We start from the raw sequence: 17676 nt of genomic DNA on the forward strand, positions 1-17676 counted from the left end.
ATAACCAACCGCTCCCATCCTTGAACATTTCGGCGATTGAACAGGGTTTTCGATTGCTTTTGGTGCTAATTTCGCCCGTTATCTTTTTACAAGCATACAACCCATTAACGCTGACATTCTTTACACCCGCACGCACGTATGGCAAGCACCGCTGAACTGATCGTAGACGGTAAATCGTATAGTTTCCCCACCCTGGAAGGAACTGAAAACGAGAAAGCCGTTGATATTTCCAACCTCCGTGACCAAACAAGTTACGTTACCCTCGACCGGGGGTACAAGAATACGGGTGCTACTCAAAGTGCCATTACGTTTCTAGACGGCGAGGAGGGCATCCTGCGCTACCGCGGTTATTCCATTGAAGATTTAGCTGCCAAAGCGTCGTTTCTGGAAGTATCGTACCTGCTGATCTACGGTGAACTCCCTACGCAACAGCAGTACGAAGCCTTTGCTACCGATATTCGTCGGCATACGCTGGTGAACGAAGACATGCGGAAAATCTTTGACGGTTTTCCGGTCAATGCGCATCCCATGTGCGTGCTTGGGTCGCTGGTGAACGCCATGAGTGCATTTTATCCCGATTCACAGGACGGGAAGAATACAGACCTGCACATTACCCGCCTGATGGCCAAGTTACCCACCATTGCCACCTGGTCATACAAACGGTCGCAGGGTCACCCCACCAATTACCCCAAGAACGAACTCGACTACATCGCCAACTTCCTGAACATGATGTTCGCGTTGCCAGTCGAAGAGTATAAAGTTGATCCCGTTGTGGCCGAAGCCCTCAACGTATTACTGATCCTTCACGCCGACCACGAACAAAACTGCTCGACCAGCACGGTGCGCCTCGTCGGTTCATCACAAGCCAACCTCTACTCATCGATTGCGGCGGGTGTCAACGCGCTGTGGGGCCCACTGCATGGGGGCGCCAACCAGGAAGTGATCGAGATGCTGGAGGAGATCAAAGAAGGCGGCGGCGACGTGGCCAAATACATCGACATGGCCAAGAACGCCAAAACAACGGGCTTCCGGCTGTTCGGCTTCGGACACCGCGTGTACAAAAACTTCGACCCACGCGCCAAGATCATCAAAAAAGCGGCCGATGACGTCTTGAGCAAACTGGGCGTAAATGACCCTGTGCTGGAGATTGCCAAAGGGCTGGAAGAAGCGGCGCTGAACGATCCGTATTTCGTACAACGCAAGCTGTACCCCAACGTCGATTTCTATTCGGGTATCATCTACCGCGCGCTGGGCATTCCAACCAACATGTTTACGGTGATGTTCGCCATTGGCCGCCTGCCCGGCTGGATTGCCCAGTGGAAAGAAATGCGTGAGCAGAAAGAGCCCATCGGCCGGCCACGCCAGATATACACCGGTTCGACCCTCCGCGAATTCAAAGCCATCGGCGAGCGGTAGGAAACAGTTATCAGTTATACAGGAAGGGTAGCTAATCGGAAGGTTAGCTACCCTTTTTTTGTAACAGATCATTTAACCGATATTACCGCCTCAGTCGTCGGTCTATGGGCTGAATCTCCTGCGCTAGTACACGGACTTGCGGGAATGTCGGATAAGCTGGATGCAGAATAATGTTGTACGAGAGCGGGACCAGCACCGACGGAACTGCTATCCCTAGGCAATCCGGATTTGTTAACCAATCTATAAGCCACTGCTGGGTACGTTCGTAGGTATCCTCCTGCCAGTAATCAGGCAATTCGTCGCGGTGATAATAGCGAATGTCGTCAGGTACGTCGATTGAGAAGACCCAGTATGTAGGCAACTCTTCGTACCGTATACCCGGCGCATGGGCCAGTGTCTCAACCAAACCCAACTCGGGCGTTGATGTGGTATATAAAACGCCGGTTCCTTTGGGATTCCAGCGTCCACCAAATAGACGGCTTCCTTCAACCGATAAAGGCGTATCCCGAAATTTGTCCCTGATGATGCGGTAAACAGTAGGCATGTTGACGATCAGGCAGGCAGGCCGTAATCTAACCGGCCCAATACATCGTCCACCAAGCCAAAGCCCGTTACGGTATCCAATAGTTGCAGTGGAGCCTGATTAGCTAATTCTCTGATTGGCGTCCGTAACCACGTCAAAACGGTCGATGAGCGACCTTCAAATGTATCCAGAGCGTGCAATAACACGTTTTTCAACAAGATGAGCCGTTCGGATGCCTCAATACCAAAGCGTTGATCTTCTTTAAGCCGGTGCAGATTTCGCGGCGTCATGCTTAGTGCAAACGCCATTTCCTTATCAGTCAGTCCAACCAGACCAGCTACTTCATCTACCTGCGAACGAGGTATGCCCTGACGAGATGAACTGACGACGCTAAACGGCGAGAAATGGGCAGAAATCGGTTTAGCAATAGCAGGGGTGGCCATACGTACTTGTGAATTATTTCTTAAAGATAAGTGAAATTAGTCACTCGACCAATTTGCTGTAGCTGATGGCAAGGGCACTATAATTACCTTTGCGGAATGACTACACTTGCTCAACGTGATCAGGCGGTGATTTGGCATCCGTTTACGCAGATGCAAACCGCGCCGATACCCATTCCCGTTGTTCGCGGCGAAGGATCGGTATTGTACCTGGAAGACGGCCGCGAAATGCTCGATATGATCTCCTCGTGGTGGGTGAATATCCACGGTCATGCGCATCCGTATATTGCCGAACGGGTGTCGGCTCAACTACACACGCTGGAACACGCCATCTTCGCTGATTTCACGCACGAACCCGCCGTACAACTCGCCGAGCGATTACTACCGATTCTGCCCACCAATCAACGCCGCGTTTTCTATTCTGACAATGGCTCGACAGCCGTCGAAGTGGCGTTGAAAATGGCGTTTCAATACTGGCATAATATCGGTCAGCCACGCCTGAAAGTAGTGGCCTTCGAGGATGCGTATCACGGTGATACGTTTGGCGCCATGGCCGTTAGCGGACGCAGCGCCTTTACCGCGCCTTTTGCACCGTTCCTGTTCGACGTAACGTACCTGCCCGTGCCGGTTCCCGGCCGTGAAGCTGAGGTGCTCGAACTTGCCCAGACGCTGTTCACCGACGAAGTGGCGGCTTTCATCGTGGAACCGCTGGTGCAGGGCGCGGGCGGTATGAACATGTATGAACCCGCCGTACTAAACGAGTTGTTCGCACTGGCACGTACCCAGGGCACCCTGCTCATTGCCGACGAAGTGATGACGGGTTTTGGGCGCACCGGCAAACTATTTGCCAGCCATTACCTGACTGAGCAACCCGACCTGATGTGCCTCTCAAAAGGCATTACGGGCGGCACCATGGCGTTGGGCGTAACAACCTGCACCGCCGCCATCTACGACGCGTTCCTGTCGACCGACAAGATGAAGACGCTCTTCCACGGTCACTCCTTCACGGCTAATCCGCTGGCCTGCACCGCCGCCCTTGCCAGCCTTGATCTGCTATTAACGCCCGAGCGAGACGCTGATATCCAACGGATTGCTAACGAGCACGCTGCTTTTGCCGATATACTGCGTCATTCACCAGTGGTAGGCAACGTGCGGCAGCGGGGTACGTTGCTGGCATTCGATCTGGTGACGAACGGCCAAACACGGAACGCCGCCCGGTCGTACTTCAATACTATCCGCGATGTGGCCTACAATTTTCTGCTGGGAAAAGGCGTGCTGATGCGGCCGCTGGGCAACGTGCTGTATTTTATGCCGCCCTATTGCACCACGAAGGCACAGTTGCACCTAGCCTATGAGGCAGTTTTGGCGCTGCTGGATACGTTGCAGGATGGGCAGGCCGCCGAGACGCGTCAAGTCGATGTGGCGTAGACGGTGTAGATGTTCATGAGTTTGTGCAGCGACCAGTCTTCCTGCGCCACGGTTACCCGGTAGCCATGCTGGCGAAACAGATCGGCGATGCGCTGGGTACGCTGGTCGATGTCGTGCACTTCCACCACAAACTGACGAATCTTAGGCCAGTCTGCCGGTGCAATGCCCATCAGCACGTCCCATTCGCTGCCTTCTACGTCGATCTTCGCCAGATCGATCTGGCTGATCTGCTCCTTTTCGATCACCGCCGAGAGCGTTGTCAAGGAGCAGGTCACCGTTTTGGTGTTTCGTTTTTGCCAGGCTAAAAGCGTCGTTAGCGGCAGGCCGAGCAGCAGGCGGGTGGGTACGCGCAGGTAAGGGGTATCGAGCCAGCGCACCAGCCTGCTGGCCAGTTGGGCGGGCAGTTGATTCACCCGGGCGGCATCCTGCACAATGGCCTGTAGCCACGCATACGAACTGGCGGTGGTCTGCACGCTACCGGCTACCTCGTCGCTATACATGCCCGCCGTCATGCTCAGCGACGAATCGAACGTGAACGTTTCGGAACGGTCGCGATCAGACAGGCCCCTATTCAGGGCTTTATGGCTGACAGTCTCGGGCAGCTTGCTCAGGTTACGTTGCAGCACCTCGAAAATGGCCGGAATCGGCTCAAAAGCGAACAGTCGCAGCGACGAAACCGAGTGCCCCAGAAACAGCGCGTACATACCAATGTTCGCCCCAATATCGAATACGCAGGCCCCGTCGGCCAGGTCGATGCCGTTTTTACGGTACGATTCCATCGAAAAAATTTCGTGATAAAGTACCCCCGGCTCCGTCTGGTTCAGGGCATATACCTCCAGGCCATTGGGTAAACGTACCTGCTGCATTCGTCAGATCGCGCGCTGAGTTGAGCCTTTTTCCAGTTGATCGACCAGCAGGTGAAACCAGACCGTAAAGGTCTCGGGCGAATCGGCCATTTCACGCAGTAGGGCTTCCCGGCTAATCCAGCGAACAGCCATCACTTCGGCCGGGTTGAACGGAATATCCCCATCATATTGCCCCGTGAAGACGTGGTCGAACTCATGTTCGGTCAGGCCGTTGGGCAGGGAGGCGTGGTAAATAAACCTAAATGATGGCGACAGCTCGGTGCGAAAACCCATCTCTTCGTCCAGGCGCTGCTCGGCCTGCTTCGCCGTGTTGGCAGGCTGGGTTGGATGCCCGCAGCAGGCATTCGACCACAAACCACCCGAATGGTATTTTTCAAGCGCCCGTTGCTGAAGCAGGTAGTCGCCGCGGTCGTTGAAGATCAGCACCGAAAAGGCACGATGCAGCACCCCATCATAATGCGCCTGCATTTTTTCGGATGTGCCAATAACCTCGTCCTTTTCATTAACGAGCAGTAGATCAGCCGATGAAGTTGGGCTCGAATTCATAAAGTGTTACCGGATTCTACAGCCGGACGCCGAGGCGATATGGCCAGTTGGTTAGCCAACTGACCGATCTGTGTTACTGCCTCAAACACGCCCCGGTGGCTTTGCTTAGCCGCTCGCTGCCGGTATTCTGGCGAAACTACAACTTGTTTGATTGCCGATGCAACCTGCCGGGGGCCATTCACTACCAACCCTACCTGTTTATTGAGCAACCAGTCTTCATTACCGCGCTGAACCAACCGCATCCCTCGACTTTTCAGCGCAATCAGGGGCGTGTGTGTCAACATGGCCTCGGTGAGCGTCATGGCCCCCGGCTTGCCAATGGCGAAATTGGCCAGGCGCAGGTAGTGAATGGGAGTTTCTGAGGTATAACCCATTACCGCTTTCGGATAAGGTGTTGGTAAGCCGCTGATCGCTTCCCGAACAGCTTCGTTCCGGCCGCACATAAACAGCAGGTTAACGGCTAGCTTTGCCTCGGCCACCGCTTCGGCAATGTCCGTGAGCAGCGAACATCCCTGCCCGCCGAACGAGACAAAACCCGTTGGCAGCGCGGGATCGAGCCCCAGCTTGCGCAGCGTGTCAGCACGATCGGTAGGTGGCAGCTGGTAACAGGCCGGATCGACGGGCATGCCCGAAATGCGCAGGTTATGACTGTCGGGAATGCCCAGAGCGCGCGCCTGGTCGTATAGCCTGTCAGTGGCGTTCAGGTAATACTGCGGCACTTTCGGCGTAAACCAGTAGCGTGGTTTGGCCTCGTCAAAATCGACCGGGATGGTGATGCATACCGCCGCCGGATTCAGTAACCGAACGCTGCGAAACAAGGCTGGATTGTACATGGGCGTCACCGAAACAACAACGTCGGGCGGTGTGTTGCCCCAGAAACGGGCCAGTTGCGTCCTGCCTTTTTCGCCCAGCAAGTCATGAAAGAGCAGCGACAGGTTGATCTGCCCGCTCAGGTCGAACACCTTGTCTTTTTGAAGCTGCCGGTTGAAGCGGTCGATCCCCCGGCGAACCAGCGGCCCCATTCGAGGATGATGATCGAAGATATCCACGATATTCACCATCCGCACAGGCCAGTGTGGATAACCCGCCTGCAAAGCCGATTGCAAGCCCGCTGCGGCTGATCGATGGCCCGATGCCGCATCGAAATACAACAGATCGACGCGTTTCATGTCGTTCTCAGCGAATGGCATAGAGCATGTAAATGTTTGTTCCTTTGAGCACTCCCTGCTGGTCGGTGATCACCTGACTGAATCCCTGTTCGCGCAGGAGCGTCGTGACCTGTTCCAGGCGATCCTCAATGGCGTGCACTTCCATCACTACCTGCCGAATCATGGGCCAGTGTCTGTCAGCCATACCGCGCAGCACGTCCAACTCCCCATGTTCGACGTCGACCTTCAACAAATCGATTGTAGCAACCTGCTGTTCATCAATCACTTCCGACAGGGTGCGTACTTGGCAGACAACGGTCTGCGTTTTGCGCATCACCTGATTCAGCACAACGTCGATCAGTGCTGACCAGATTTTTACGGGCACCCAACGTACCCAGCGGGGCGCTGTTTCGAGGCTCGTCAGCGTGGCCTGTTTGGTTTGCCCGCGCTCCTGATAAGCCAGTCCCGGATAGGCCGTTGACCAGACGGTGGCTTTCGGGTAAAAGGTAAACGGGGCCGTATGAGGCGTATGCGACAGGCCAAAAGGCATGACGTGTAGCCGACCGGGTGCAAATCGCTGGGCATTGAGCCGCAACACCTCGACAAGGGCGGGAATGGGCTCAAACGCATAGACCGTCACGTCGTTCTGGCACTGGCGACAGACCCACAGCGAAAACATACCAATGTTGGCCCCTACATCAAAAACCGTGTCGCCGGGCTTCAGCCGAATACCGTGTGTCAGGTACTCGTTGACTTCGCCAGCCAGGTACGTTGCCTCTTTGGGCCGCAGGCAATAAATGGGTTCCTCATTGAAGAGGCTTATCTCGGCAATGGCCATCAGGCTCGAACAGGTTGTTGGTTATGACGGACTAGTTGGTTTTCAAGGGCCAGGCAAGCGGATTCAGTACCGTCTTCTGCCGCCAGTTGGATACGCACCTGATCAGCATGTTGCTGGTAAACAGGGTCAGTCAGTAGGTACGTCAGTTCAGCCGCAACACGACGGGCCGAATAGTGGGGGGGCGTAAGAATCCGCCCCACACCAAGTCGCCTTGCCCGAACAGCATTATCGGGCTGATCATGGGCATGCGGCACAATCAGCATGGGTCGACCCGCCCGCAGCACCTGCGCCGTGGTCCCCACGCCTCCCTGATGCACCACTACCGCCGCCTGGTCGAACAGCGCCTGATGGGGGGCGTAATCAACAAGTAATACGTCTGGATTGTCGACAGCCTGGCTTAGCCCTTCCTGCGGAAAACCACCCGTGAGCAATACCGCCCGGCACCCCAGCAGACCAACGGCTTTCAGGCTTTCGGCATAGAACGTACCGGCCGCGAAAATGGCCGACGAGCCCAGCGTAAACACGACCGGCGGCGGGCCTGCCGCCAGAAACGAAGCCAGCGCGGTTGATGGCGGAAGCAGCGGCGCGGCATCGTAGAAGAGAAACCCCGTTGCCCGGGCCTGCGCAGGCCAGTCGCGTTGGGGGGCACCGAGCAGCGGAGAAAACAGCGCCAGCACACAACCAGGGGCATGTTGCCCATCGAGCAACGGATCAGCAGCGGATGGCAAACCCAGGTCGGCACGTAGCTGCTGAATCGGTTTCGACCAGGAGCGCAACCGTTGCCGAACGCCTTTCCGTAACAACCTGATCAGGAACGTACCCAGCGTGGATGCGCCCAGCCGCTGGGGCGTCAGCCAGTCGGAAATGCTAAACACGGACGGGTCATCGACCGACAAAAACGAGATAGGTGATAACACCGAAGACACCCAGGCAATGCCTGTTTTCTCGGCCACGAGCGGCGCAGCCAATACCAGTGGGTGGCTCACCAGCAGGTCGGTACCCCTTGTCATCGCAATCAGATCGTCGTAACAATCCCGAACGTTCGGAATCAGCAGTTCGCGGTACACGTACTCGGGACCCCGTTTTGGGTCCATCAGTCGACGGCCAAGTTCAGGCACTGACGTTCCTGAAGCGGCCACATCCGGGCGGAGCGGCCTGAATACCAGTTCCAGCGCTTCGATGGTTTCGCGGAAGAGCTCACTGCTGGCCACCGTTACCCGGTGGCCCCGTTTTTTCAGCGCCATCGCCAGTTGCAGATACGGATACACGTCGCCCAGGGTGCCATAGGTAGCCACCACAATAGACGTACCTGCGCTAAATGGCTTGTTCATGATTGGTGGTGCTGTGCCGGTGCCGGCTCAACAATGGCCCATTGGCCCGTAGCGGGGTGGCGAGACATGGTTGGTAGCTGTTCATCGGCGGGATCATAAAATTGCTGGCTGACGAAGGGTATCATCGTCAGAAAACCGGGGAGGCCGTCTAGCGCTTTTACTTCCGAGATCTGAATGGCCAGTCGAAGTTTCCGGGCCTGAAACACCAGCGTATCGAACCAGAAAAGCCCCAGGTAATAAAAACTCTCTTCGGCGTTGAAATCAGTGGCATGGGTCATTGCCCCGGCCGGATGCAGCCACACAGCCGTGTAGGCACTGGATCCTTTCCCGATAATATGATGGGCAAAAAGCGCTAACCTGAACGGGTCGCCTTCAGCTAGTTTTGATGACGCATCGGCCGACAGGTACGGTTTTAGGCGGGCAAGCAACAACAGCGCCAGCCGGTTCAGCATCGTTTCCAGGTCCTGTAGTTCACGGGCCGTGTACCGCGCCCGCATTCGGCTGACGGCATTGGGCATGTTGGCCCAAACCGGGCCTTCGGTCCGTATCGACTCAATCCATTTGTTCCAGAACTCGTCGAGCCCCACCGATAATCCGTTGGTAGCGGCCACCCAAGCGGGCCAGACGGAGTCATCGCTGGCGTTTGCCAATAAGGCCTGTAGCGTCGGTGTACGCTGCTGCCAGATCGTAGCGTCGGGGTGGAAGTTCTCAGGAATTGCCCAGCGTTGATCTAGCTTGCGTTTGTTCGGCCCCGTGGCAGGCAAATGGGTCGATACCAGCGTTTTGTGCCACCAGTGACCCGTTTTCTGACGTTCAGCGAAGGTGGTTGGCTGAAACCGGTACAACATCATCCGTACCTGAGTGGGCAGGTTTTCGGCCTTAAACGGGCTGTTCCGAAACAATGCCTGTGCGCCTGGTTCGCCCATCAGTAGTTGCTGCATCAGGCAATCCATGGTCGAACTGTGGGCAAAGTCGAATGGATTGCCGCCGCCCATTGTCGACCAAATGAAATTGGCGTCGTTCGTTCCATACGTTTCATAGAAAATGGCGTGGTCGAAGCGGGGGTGATAGGGCGCTACAAAACGCGGCGGCGATGTTTCGGTGGTGGGTGTGTACCGATATTCGTAGGGCAGCCAGGTACGTCCTCCGTCGGGAGAGCCTTCCATCACCGGCACCCAACGAATGGGCGGACCACTGGTAGGCGGAAACACCCCGTATGTATGCACCAGCCGAAACCGAAGCAGTGCCCGGTAAAAGGCCAGTACCGGTTGAACGCCGGGCAGGCGAATGGTTTGCAGCGAAGGCCAGTACAGCCACGTGAACGTACACCAGCTGTTGAACGGCAGGTTGATCAGCCCACCCAGCGCCCAAAGCCCCAATACGGTGTAGGTGACCGGGTGCGTGATCACCGTTGCCAGCGACGTATCGAACAACGACGCCGACCGATCGAGCAGGGTGAGGCAGAGCACGATGGTCAGCACATTGAAAAAGCCGAAGTTGCTGATGAGCTGAATGCCAATCATGAGCCCTACCGTTGCTACCGCCACCACGATTCGTGTATCGCCCGTAAAAAACACACCGAATGGTAACACGATTTCGACCAGAAAAGCTACCCAGAGCACAGCCTGAAATACCCAGGCGGGTAATCGGTAGGCATACCAGGCCAGGTACGTTGGCAACGGAATGTTGACCATGAAGCTTTGGAAATAGCCCTTATCGAGCAGGCTGCCGCCCATAAATTTATACTTCCCGAAGCCAAACAGCACCCGGAAAAACAGCCAGCGGTACGCCCATGCCACAAGGGGCAACGGGGCGCTTGCCATAGCGACCTGAGGCAGCGGAGGCAGATTGGGTAGAAAGAGGGCCAGAAAACCAGCCTCCAGCAACAGGCAGTCCCACGGGTAGCTCATGCCCACGGCAATGTCGAGCGATTGATATACCAGCCAGCAGATCAGCAGGCCCAGCAGGGCGTAAGGGCCACCGTAGATGACCAGCAGGGCCGCACCGCTACCGGCCAGTACCATCCCTTTCAGCATTCGGTCGCTGGCGTTCAGCCAGAGCAACGTCGGGAAGTACGCAAACCGTCGCCAGCCGGGGTAATGCGCCTGAATGTGCGCCAGTTTCTGGGCAACCGACGCAAGGCCGCGCGCCCCTGCCAGCGGCAGCACCTGCTGGTACAGTTGCGCCAGGGCGATCAGGTAGACCACGCCCAGCGCCCGCACAAACAGGCCCCAGACAACGGTGGCGTCAGGTACGTGTAGTGTCATAGTGAAGTGGGTTAGGTGCTCCTCGTCATTAAGTGGTCATTCACTGGCCGGAACTGCTTTTGCGATGAATGACCGCTTAATGACGAGAAGCCTACGACTGCTTAATAATGTCGCTCCAAGACATACCAGCCAAAAGCCCGCAGTTTGATCTTCACATCCGAATCAGGGATGAGCTCATCGAGTCGGGCCCAGGCAGCTTCGACCAGTTCGCTGGCCTGTTGCTGGCACGCATCAATGGCACCGCAGTTTTCCAGCGTCGCAATCACATCCGCCACAACCTCAGGCGATTGGGGCTTGCGGTGAATCGTTTGCCAGAGCGACTGACGGGCTGTTAGGGGCAGCCGGCTCATGGCTTTGGCCACAGGCATGGTCACTTTTCCGCACATGATGTCTTCGCCCAGGGTTTTCAGGTCGTTTTCAAAACCCCGCAGGTTCAGCACATCGTCGATGATCTGGAAAGCGAGGCCCAGCGCTTCGAAGAAGTCGCCCAAAGCAGCCGCCTGCGCGGTGCTTCCACCGGCTATCACCACACCCAGCTCGGCCAACGACCGGGCCGGGACTGCCGATTTCAGGCGGTGAACGGCCAGAATCCGTTCTTCCAGCTGACTACCCCGACTATAAGCCACTACCTCGGGCATCAGGCTGTCGAAGCCATCGATATCGATTGCCTGGCCTGCATGAGCTGCCCGCATCATCTCGAAATACATGGCATAGATGGCCAGCTTCTGGGCGTCGGTCAATGCGGAGTTGGCCAGCAACAGTTCACCGAGGAAATAGCAGGCATTGCCGGCATTGATCGCCGTTGCTTCGCCGTAAATCATATGGCAGGAGGCATCGCCCCGCCGAATCACCGACCGATCCTGCACATCGTCGACGATCAGCGAACCCGTATGCAGCAGTTCGGGCCAGGCCAGCCAGTTCACAAACAACTGCGAATTGCCACCCACCGCATCCATACAGGCCAGCGCCGCGTAGGATCGCCATGACTTACCGCCCCGATCCACCATCTCCCGAATGGGCTTAAGCAACGTCCGGCTATACTGGTCGCGATTCAGCCCGTCGAGGTAATGGTGGTGCCGGTTCGTGGCGACCAGGCTGTAAAGCTGATCGTCGGACGGCGTGAGGGGCAGCAGGGCCTGAACGGCCTTACGGGTCTCTTTGGTGACGGCCCGGAAAAAATCACTTAGTTGCTCCATAGTACCGAAGCCGCTCCGTTCCACATAGCCCATGCCCACGACCGATTCGCCCTGAAACGTGCCGCTGACCCGCATCCGACCTTCCCAGAAGGCTGGCTTTGAAATCATGGTCACAAACTCCTGGGCGGCAAATTCCGCGTCGGCATACAGGCTGATACCCGCCGCCGGAATGTCCAGTTGCCAGGCCGTTGGGTACGTTGTAAAGGTTCGGGTGCTGGTCCAGTTGTGCAACGGCAGCAACGTAAACTTGTCGTATTGCTGCACAGCACCGGCAGGATCAACCACAACGATCCAGTGGCCACAGCTGGCTCCGTCGGCCAGGTTATCATACAGGTCGTAGGCACTAATCTGGTAGCCGTTGACCAGTTGCACCGAAATCCAGTTCCAGGCAATGTCGTGCCGCAGCTCTTTCCGGGGCGTTTCGGTCGTTGGTTTACCAAACTCGTGATCATACCAGCCCGATGCCTGCGCCACGGCGGTAGGCTGGCCTGCCAGGGTAAGTTCCCCCTCAACAATGCAGTTTGGCATGAAGTAGTAGAACATATCCTCGCCCGACGTACCACGCACTACGCCATCGTCGCCGTGCCGAACAGGAGCCGTTTGCGGCGCGAAGAACAGATCGCAGCCCGTCTGTCCGTCGGCATGCATAATCGTCAGGCGGTACCGGCCGTCTGGTTGTTTGACAAACCGGTTGCCATCGTAATCGAGCGACAGGGTCCCCCCGCTTAGCACGGCCGGACGGGTCATGAGCCGGTCGGGGCTGGGTACGTTCTTCTTCACCAGCACCTCGCGCAACGCCCGTTGTAGCAGGGGGTCAGTCGTTTCGTCGCCCTGGTCCAGCATTTCCAGCCCAATTTCAGGAGCCAGCGGGTCTACCAGCGATTCGCTGTGGTAGGTGCCGGCACTGGCATCTGTTATGGCCCAGGTCATCGAGTGGGCGAATTGCAAGGCGCCCGTCTGTTCATCGCGGCCGACGGCTAACTGAAAAAACGAGGCAAACAGCGAACAGGCTCGTCCGTCGGATAAGGTCAGGTGACTGTTTACATACCACCATTCAATCGTAGACGAGGCGTGGGGCAGATCGTGAACCGCCAGGTTCAGCGGACCGGGGCCGGGCCAGTCGGTTGGAAAATTATTGGGTTCTATGGATGGTTGGCCTACTTGACTATCGGTAGCTGTCCTAGAAGTAGATATCGGCATATATAGCTGGTTGAATGAACAGGTGTACCTACTAATATATGTACGACTACTTAGGCCTTTTTCTATATTTTTTAAACGGTCGATCCAGCGGCATACTACCCTACGTGACGCACCTGGCTCGTTACCACCAGCTCGATTGGGCACAATCGCAGCCTTACCAACTAACCATTTTTTCTATATTTGACACGTACGATTTCCTGTCTCTATGAAGCCCTGTCGCCGTTTCTTTTTTAGCTTATTGCTGGCTACGCTTCTGAGTGTATCGAAGGGGTATACTCAATCGCCGGTCTATGCCCCCTTCGAGGTTGATTCGGTAGCCAGCCCGCGAGGTGGCCAGTCGACGCTGGAAACCTTTCTGTTGGCTAACCTCCAGAAGCCCTTTATGGCTAAACTGGTTAACGCTACGGGAAAAGTTATCGTTAAAGCTACTGTCGAGGCGGATGGCGTACTCACCGACGTTCAACTGGTACGTGGTTTGCGCCCCGACTGCGATCAGGAAGCCATGCGTGTCATGCGTCTGTTCAACGCCTGGAGGCCCGCGCTGAAAGCTGGTGTTCCCGTTCGGCAAACCATCACCTATGCCGTACCATTTTACGCCAACCTACCTATCGATGCCAAGCCTCGTTTAGAAGGTGGATTTTGGGTAACCCAGTATCTGGATTGGCAAGGCAATGTGCTGAGCGGGCTCGATGCAGCCAATTTACCAGCAGAACGGTTAGTCATTATCACTACGCCAGTAGATGCCTTTGGTCATACCATCGGCGACGCTAAGGTGGTAAACCGTGGTCCTTTAGGCAGTAAAACGCATTCCATTTATTATTTCCGCTTTCACGAGCTGCCTAGTACCAGTCAAACAGTCAGAGCGTTTCAATCAGCGCTAACCACTCCAACTTGTTCTATGCATGGCGAAGTACTAACGCGCACTCAGAACGGACGAATACGTAGTAGCGCCTGGTACAACCGCTACCAGTTGTATGAGCAGCGAACCTTTTTTGACAACGGTTTGGTGGAAGAACTGCGTGAACGTCAGGGTGAACTTATTCGTGTGGCTACCTGGTATCCAAACGGGCAGTTGAAGCAAGTTTCATACTTTAACGCACAGCCCAAAACAGACTACGATGAAACACTGGTGACTGACTATTGGGATAGTACAGGAGTTCAAACCATCCGCGATGGTGTAGGTCTCCTTCGCTGGGTTGAGACTGTGGCGTCGCTCAAAGACACGTCTGTTTCTACTTATTTTATTCAGCAAGCCGGTTACAAACAAGGTTTAAAAAATGGCTTAGGCACTGGCAGCTTCGTAGACGGCTCATACCGCTATACCGAAACCTATGATAGCGGTATTTGTCGGGGCGGATTTTCGGTCAACGCAACTGGCGATACTGTGCGTTACACAACCCCTTATCAGGCACCCGTTTTTCGAGATGGGCTCGCGGCTCAGGAGCTATTTTTTAAAACCGAGCTTATGTACCCGCTTAAACTCAAGCGAACCGGTATCCGTGGATCAACCTGGGTTAAGTTTCTGATCAGCCCTACCGGCGCGTTATCGAACTACAGTTTTTCACATACACTTCACCCTGATTTGGAAGCCGAGGTCGTACGCGTACTAGATGCATCAAAAGGACGCTGGCAACCTGCTATGGTGCGTGGTGAACCTATTGCAACGACCCATCAGCTGCTTTTCATGTTTCAACTTGATCTCCTGCCGGGTATCCGCTTCTGAGCTTATTCTAATCCTCACTCATTAACTCTTCTGTATGCCATTCCGATTCTTACTTGCCCTCTCGCTACTTCTCAATCATGTAGATAGAGCGGCTGCGCAATCAGCGGTCTACAAACCCTTCGAAGTTGATTCAGTGGCCAGCCCGCGTGGTGGCCAGTCGATGCTGGAGACTTTTTTGGCCGCTAATCTGCAAAAGCCGTTCCTGGCAAAAGTGGCCAACGTAACGGGCAAGGTGTTTGTCACGGCGGTAGTTGAGACCAACGGGTACGTATCGGATGTACAAATCATGCGCAGCCTCCGCCCCGACTGCGACCAGGAAGCACTGCGGGCCATGCGCCTGTTCAACGCCTGGAAGCCCGCGCAGAAAGCCGGTGTACCCGTTCGGCAGTTGGTAACGTACCCGGTTGTTTTTCAGGCGAATGAGCCTTTGACTTACGCAGCAGGCAAGCTGATCGAGTTTTTCGACGGTAACCAAAGACCGACTACCGACAGCCGGAAGGCGCGTTTCCAGCAAACAACGGCTATCGATTCCATTACGGGCCTGCCCAATGGCGAGTTGGTTTTGTCGGAGATAAAGTCGTCGGGCAAACTGCGCGAACTGGTCCGGCTGTCGTTCGCCAGGGTCGAAAACAAGCCGACTGGTGCTGGCGAACCAATCACCTATACGATGGGTCATAAACACGCAGACGGCACCTGGTATGGCTACGTGTACACGGTCGACGGCACCAACCGGCTGCGTAATCGCCATCAGAAAATAACCGGTGAGACCACCACGTATGGCCCCGACGGGCTGGTTACTTTTCGGCAAACAGCCGACCGCTCGCACTACCACTGGCAGCCCAATGGACTGTTGAAGCAGATCGAGTTATTTGATAAAACCATCAATCAGCTCGCTGGTGAGTCGCCGTACCGGACAACATCGGTCTGGGATAGTATGGCAACTCCGCTGGTGGTTGATGGCCATGGCCAGGCAAGCCTGACGAGTAAAGTCATGTCGCGATCCGTTGACACACAAGAGGTTGACTTCGTTGAATGGGGTAGTTGGGTCAACGGGTTGAAGCATGGCGTCTGGAAGGGAGCCTACAGCGACGGCTCGTATTCATACGAGGAATCGTTCGAAAACGGCAAACCGCTGGGTGGCTCGGCCATTATCAATAAAACGAAAACGATCACCTATACTGCCAGCCAGCAAAACCCGGAGTTTGAGGGCGGCATGAAAGAGATGTACGCTTTTCTGGCACAAAACATCAGATACCCGGCCGACGCCGCACGTAACGGGATACAGGGTAAGGTATTTATGGCCTTCACCGTCTGTACCGATGGTACCCTCTGCGATTTCGAGCTGTTACAGGGCGTGGATAGGTCGTTAGATGCCGAAGCAGCCCGGGTCGTTAAAGCGTCGAGTGGCCGTTGGCAGCCCGGTTCTGTACGGGGCGAACCGGTTCGGGTCAAGTATAACATTCCGATTTCTTTTCAGATGGCAACAACGTCGACCATGTATCGGTAAAAGGGGGGCGAATCTGCTCCTGTCGTAACAGGCCAAACCTGCGTGCTGTCATAGCTACGCTTTCCGGCCGAAAGACCGTACTTTTGCGGCAAGAAAACCGTCAACATGTCGCTGAAGCAAGTTCCGTTAGACGCCGTACACCGGGCGTTGGGTGCCAAAATTGTCAATTTTGCGGGCTACGAAATGCCCGTTCGTTACAGCTCCGATCTCGACGAGCACCATACCGTCCGTAACGCCGTGGGTATCTTCGATGTGTCGCACATGGGCGAATTCGTTCTGAAAGGTCCCGGCGCGCTCGACCTGATTCAGCGGGTGTCGGCCAATGATGCCAGCGTGTTGTTCGACGGTAAGGTTCAGTATTCGTACCTTCCTAATGACCGGGGTGGCGTCATCGACGACCTGCTGGTGTATCGCCTTGACGCCAACGAATACATGCTTGTGGTGAACGCCTCGAACATCGAGAAAGACTGGAACTGGATCAACCAGTATGCTTCCGACTACGACGTAGAGTTGACCAATATCTCCGACGATATGTGTCTGTTCGCCGTTCAGGGACCCTTGGCGGCCAAATCGCTGCAACCCCTAACGAACGCCCTGCTCGAATCGATGTCTTATTATACGTTCGAGAAGACCGATTTTGCGGGCATGGCCAATGTCATTGTGTCGGCAACGGGCTATACGGGCGCGGGGGGCTTCGAGATTTATGTGTCGAATCATCAGGCAGAACTAGTCTGGAACGCGATCATGGAAGCAGGCAAGCCCTTTGGCATCAAGCCCATTGGTCTGGGCGCCCGCGACACGCTGCGCCTCGAATCGGGTTTCTGCCTCTATGGCAACGACATCACCGACAACACATCACCGCTGGAAGCCGGCCTGGGCTGGGTCACCAAATTCACGCACAATTTTGTGAATTCGGAAGCGCTGAAACAGCAGAAAGAAGCCGGTATCGACCGGAAGCTGATTGGTTTCAGCATGATCGATCGGGGCATTCCACGCGGCCATTACCAGCTTTGCGCGGCCGACGGCACCGTCGTTGGCGAAGTTACGTCGGGCACACAATCCCCTACCCTGGGTAAAGGCATTGGCATGGGCTACGTACCTACCGCGCTGAGCAAACCGGGTACCGAACTCTTCGTCAACGTCCGCGATAAGCTGCTCAAAGCCGAAGTCGTTAAATTGCCCTTTCTGAAAAAATAATGGTTTTACCGCAACGGCGCTAAGAGACGCGCAAAGGGCGCTAAAAGAAA

Annotated in this window: 14 protein-coding genes; 5 read left to right on the forward strand and 9 right to left on the reverse strand. The window is 55.6% G+C overall.

Features of this window, described 5'->3' with window-relative positions:
- The first annotated feature begins 138 nt into the window (after window positions 1-138).
- Window positions 139-1416, forward strand: coding sequence for a citrate synthase (locus ACAW75_RS22010; RefSeq protein ID WP_370730921.1), 1278 nt, complete (start codon window positions 139-141; stop codon window positions 1414-1416).
- Between the two features lie 82 nt (window positions 1417-1498).
- Here the strand turns inward: ACAW75_RS22010 and ACAW75_RS22015 are convergent, their stop codons facing one another.
- Both ACAW75_RS22015 and ACAW75_RS22020 read right to left on the reverse strand, forming a co-directional pair.
- On the reverse strand, window positions 1499-1960 hold the full coding sequence (locus tag ACAW75_RS22015) for an RES family NAD+ phosphorylase (RefSeq protein WP_370730922.1): 462 nt from the start codon (window positions 1958-1960) through the stop codon (window positions 1499-1501).
- Between the two features lie 8 nt (window positions 1961-1968).
- Window positions 1969-2382: an Xre family toxin-antitoxin system antitoxin gene (locus ACAW75_RS22020; RefSeq protein WP_370730923.1), complete on the reverse strand. Its 414-nt coding sequence runs from the start codon at window positions 2380-2382 to the stop codon at window positions 1969-1971.
- 96 nt (window positions 2383-2478) lie between these two features.
- On the opposite strand from ACAW75_RS22020, the gene bioA reads away from it, so the two are divergent.
- A complete protein-coding gene (gene bioA, locus ACAW75_RS22025) occupies window positions 2479-3807 on the forward strand; it encodes an adenosylmethionine--8-amino-7-oxononanoate transaminase (protein ID WP_370730924.1) in 1329 nt (442 codons plus the stop codon).
- On the opposite strand, the gene ACAW75_RS22030 is transcribed toward bioA, so the two are convergent.
- From ACAW75_RS22030 to ACAW75_RS22060, 7 genes are all read right to left on the reverse strand, one after another.
- Window positions 3789-4673, reverse strand: a complete 885-nt coding sequence (locus tag ACAW75_RS22030; protein WP_370730925.1) for an FkbM family methyltransferase — start codon at window positions 4671-4673, stop codon at window positions 3789-3791. The genes bioA and ACAW75_RS22030 overlap by 19 nt on opposite strands.
- A 3-nt stretch (window positions 4674-4676) precedes the next feature.
- Window positions 4677-5219, reverse strand: a complete 543-nt coding sequence (idi, locus tag ACAW75_RS22035) for an isopentenyl-diphosphate Delta-isomerase (RefSeq protein ID WP_370730926.1) — start codon at window positions 5217-5219, stop codon at window positions 4677-4679.
- Complete coding sequence (locus tag ACAW75_RS22040; protein ID WP_370730927.1) at window positions 5216-6409, reverse strand: glycosyltransferase family protein; 1194 nt, start codon at window positions 6407-6409, stop codon at window positions 5216-5218. The genes idi and ACAW75_RS22040 overlap by 4 nt, the downstream gene beginning before the upstream one ends.
- Window positions 6396-7205 carry an FkbM family methyltransferase gene (locus ACAW75_RS22045; protein WP_370730928.1) on the reverse strand — a complete coding sequence of 270 codons (810 nt, stop codon included), beginning with the start codon at window positions 7203-7205 and terminating at the stop codon, window positions 6396-6398. Before ACAW75_RS22045 ends, ACAW75_RS22040 begins: the two co-directional genes overlap by 14 nt.
- The gene (locus ACAW75_RS22050) at window positions 7205-8536 is read right to left on the reverse strand and encodes a glycosyltransferase (protein WP_370730929.1); all 1332 of its coding nucleotides are present in this window, start codon (window positions 8534-8536) and stop codon (window positions 7205-7207) included. Before ACAW75_RS22050 ends, ACAW75_RS22045 begins: the two co-directional genes overlap by 1 nt.
- Window positions 8533-10803: a lipase maturation factor family protein gene (locus tag ACAW75_RS22055; RefSeq protein ID WP_370730930.1), complete on the reverse strand. Its 2271-nt coding sequence runs from the start codon at window positions 10801-10803 to the stop codon at window positions 8533-8535. The genes ACAW75_RS22050 and ACAW75_RS22055 overlap by 4 nt, the downstream gene beginning before the upstream one ends.
- A 101-nt stretch (window positions 10804-10904) precedes the next feature.
- Window positions 10905-13199 carry a polyprenyl synthetase family protein gene (locus ACAW75_RS22060; RefSeq protein WP_370730931.1) on the reverse strand — a complete coding sequence of 765 codons (2295 nt, stop codon included), beginning with the start codon at window positions 13197-13199 and terminating at the stop codon, window positions 10905-10907.
- Window positions 13200-13404: 205 nt separating this feature from the next.
- On the opposite strand from ACAW75_RS22060, the gene ACAW75_RS22065 reads away from it, so the two are divergent.
- The 3 genes from ACAW75_RS22065 to gcvT all read left to right on the forward strand — a co-directional run bounded on the left by ACAW75_RS22065 (window position 13405) and on the right by gcvT (window position 17626).
- Window positions 13405-14922, forward strand: a complete 1518-nt coding sequence (locus ACAW75_RS22065) for an energy transducer TonB (protein ID WP_370730932.1) — start codon at window positions 13405-13407, stop codon at window positions 14920-14922.
- 34 nt (window positions 14923-14956) lie between these two features.
- Window positions 14957-16429 carry a TonB family protein gene (locus tag ACAW75_RS22070; RefSeq protein ID WP_370730933.1) on the forward strand — a complete coding sequence of 491 codons (1473 nt, stop codon included), beginning with the start codon at window positions 14957-14959 and terminating at the stop codon, window positions 16427-16429.
- A 105-nt stretch (window positions 16430-16534) separates the two neighbouring features.
- Window positions 16535-17626 carry a glycine cleavage system aminomethyltransferase GcvT gene (gene gcvT, locus ACAW75_RS22075; protein ID WP_370730934.1) on the forward strand — a complete coding sequence of 364 codons (1092 nt, stop codon included), beginning with the start codon at window positions 16535-16537 and terminating at the stop codon, window positions 17624-17626.
- Window positions 17627-17676 lie beyond the last annotated feature (50 nt).

This window comes from Fibrella arboris, assembly GCF_041321095.1.
In the GTDB taxonomy this organism is placed as follows: Bacteria; Bacteroidota; Bacteroidia; order Cytophagales; family Spirosomataceae; genus Fibrella; species Fibrella arboris.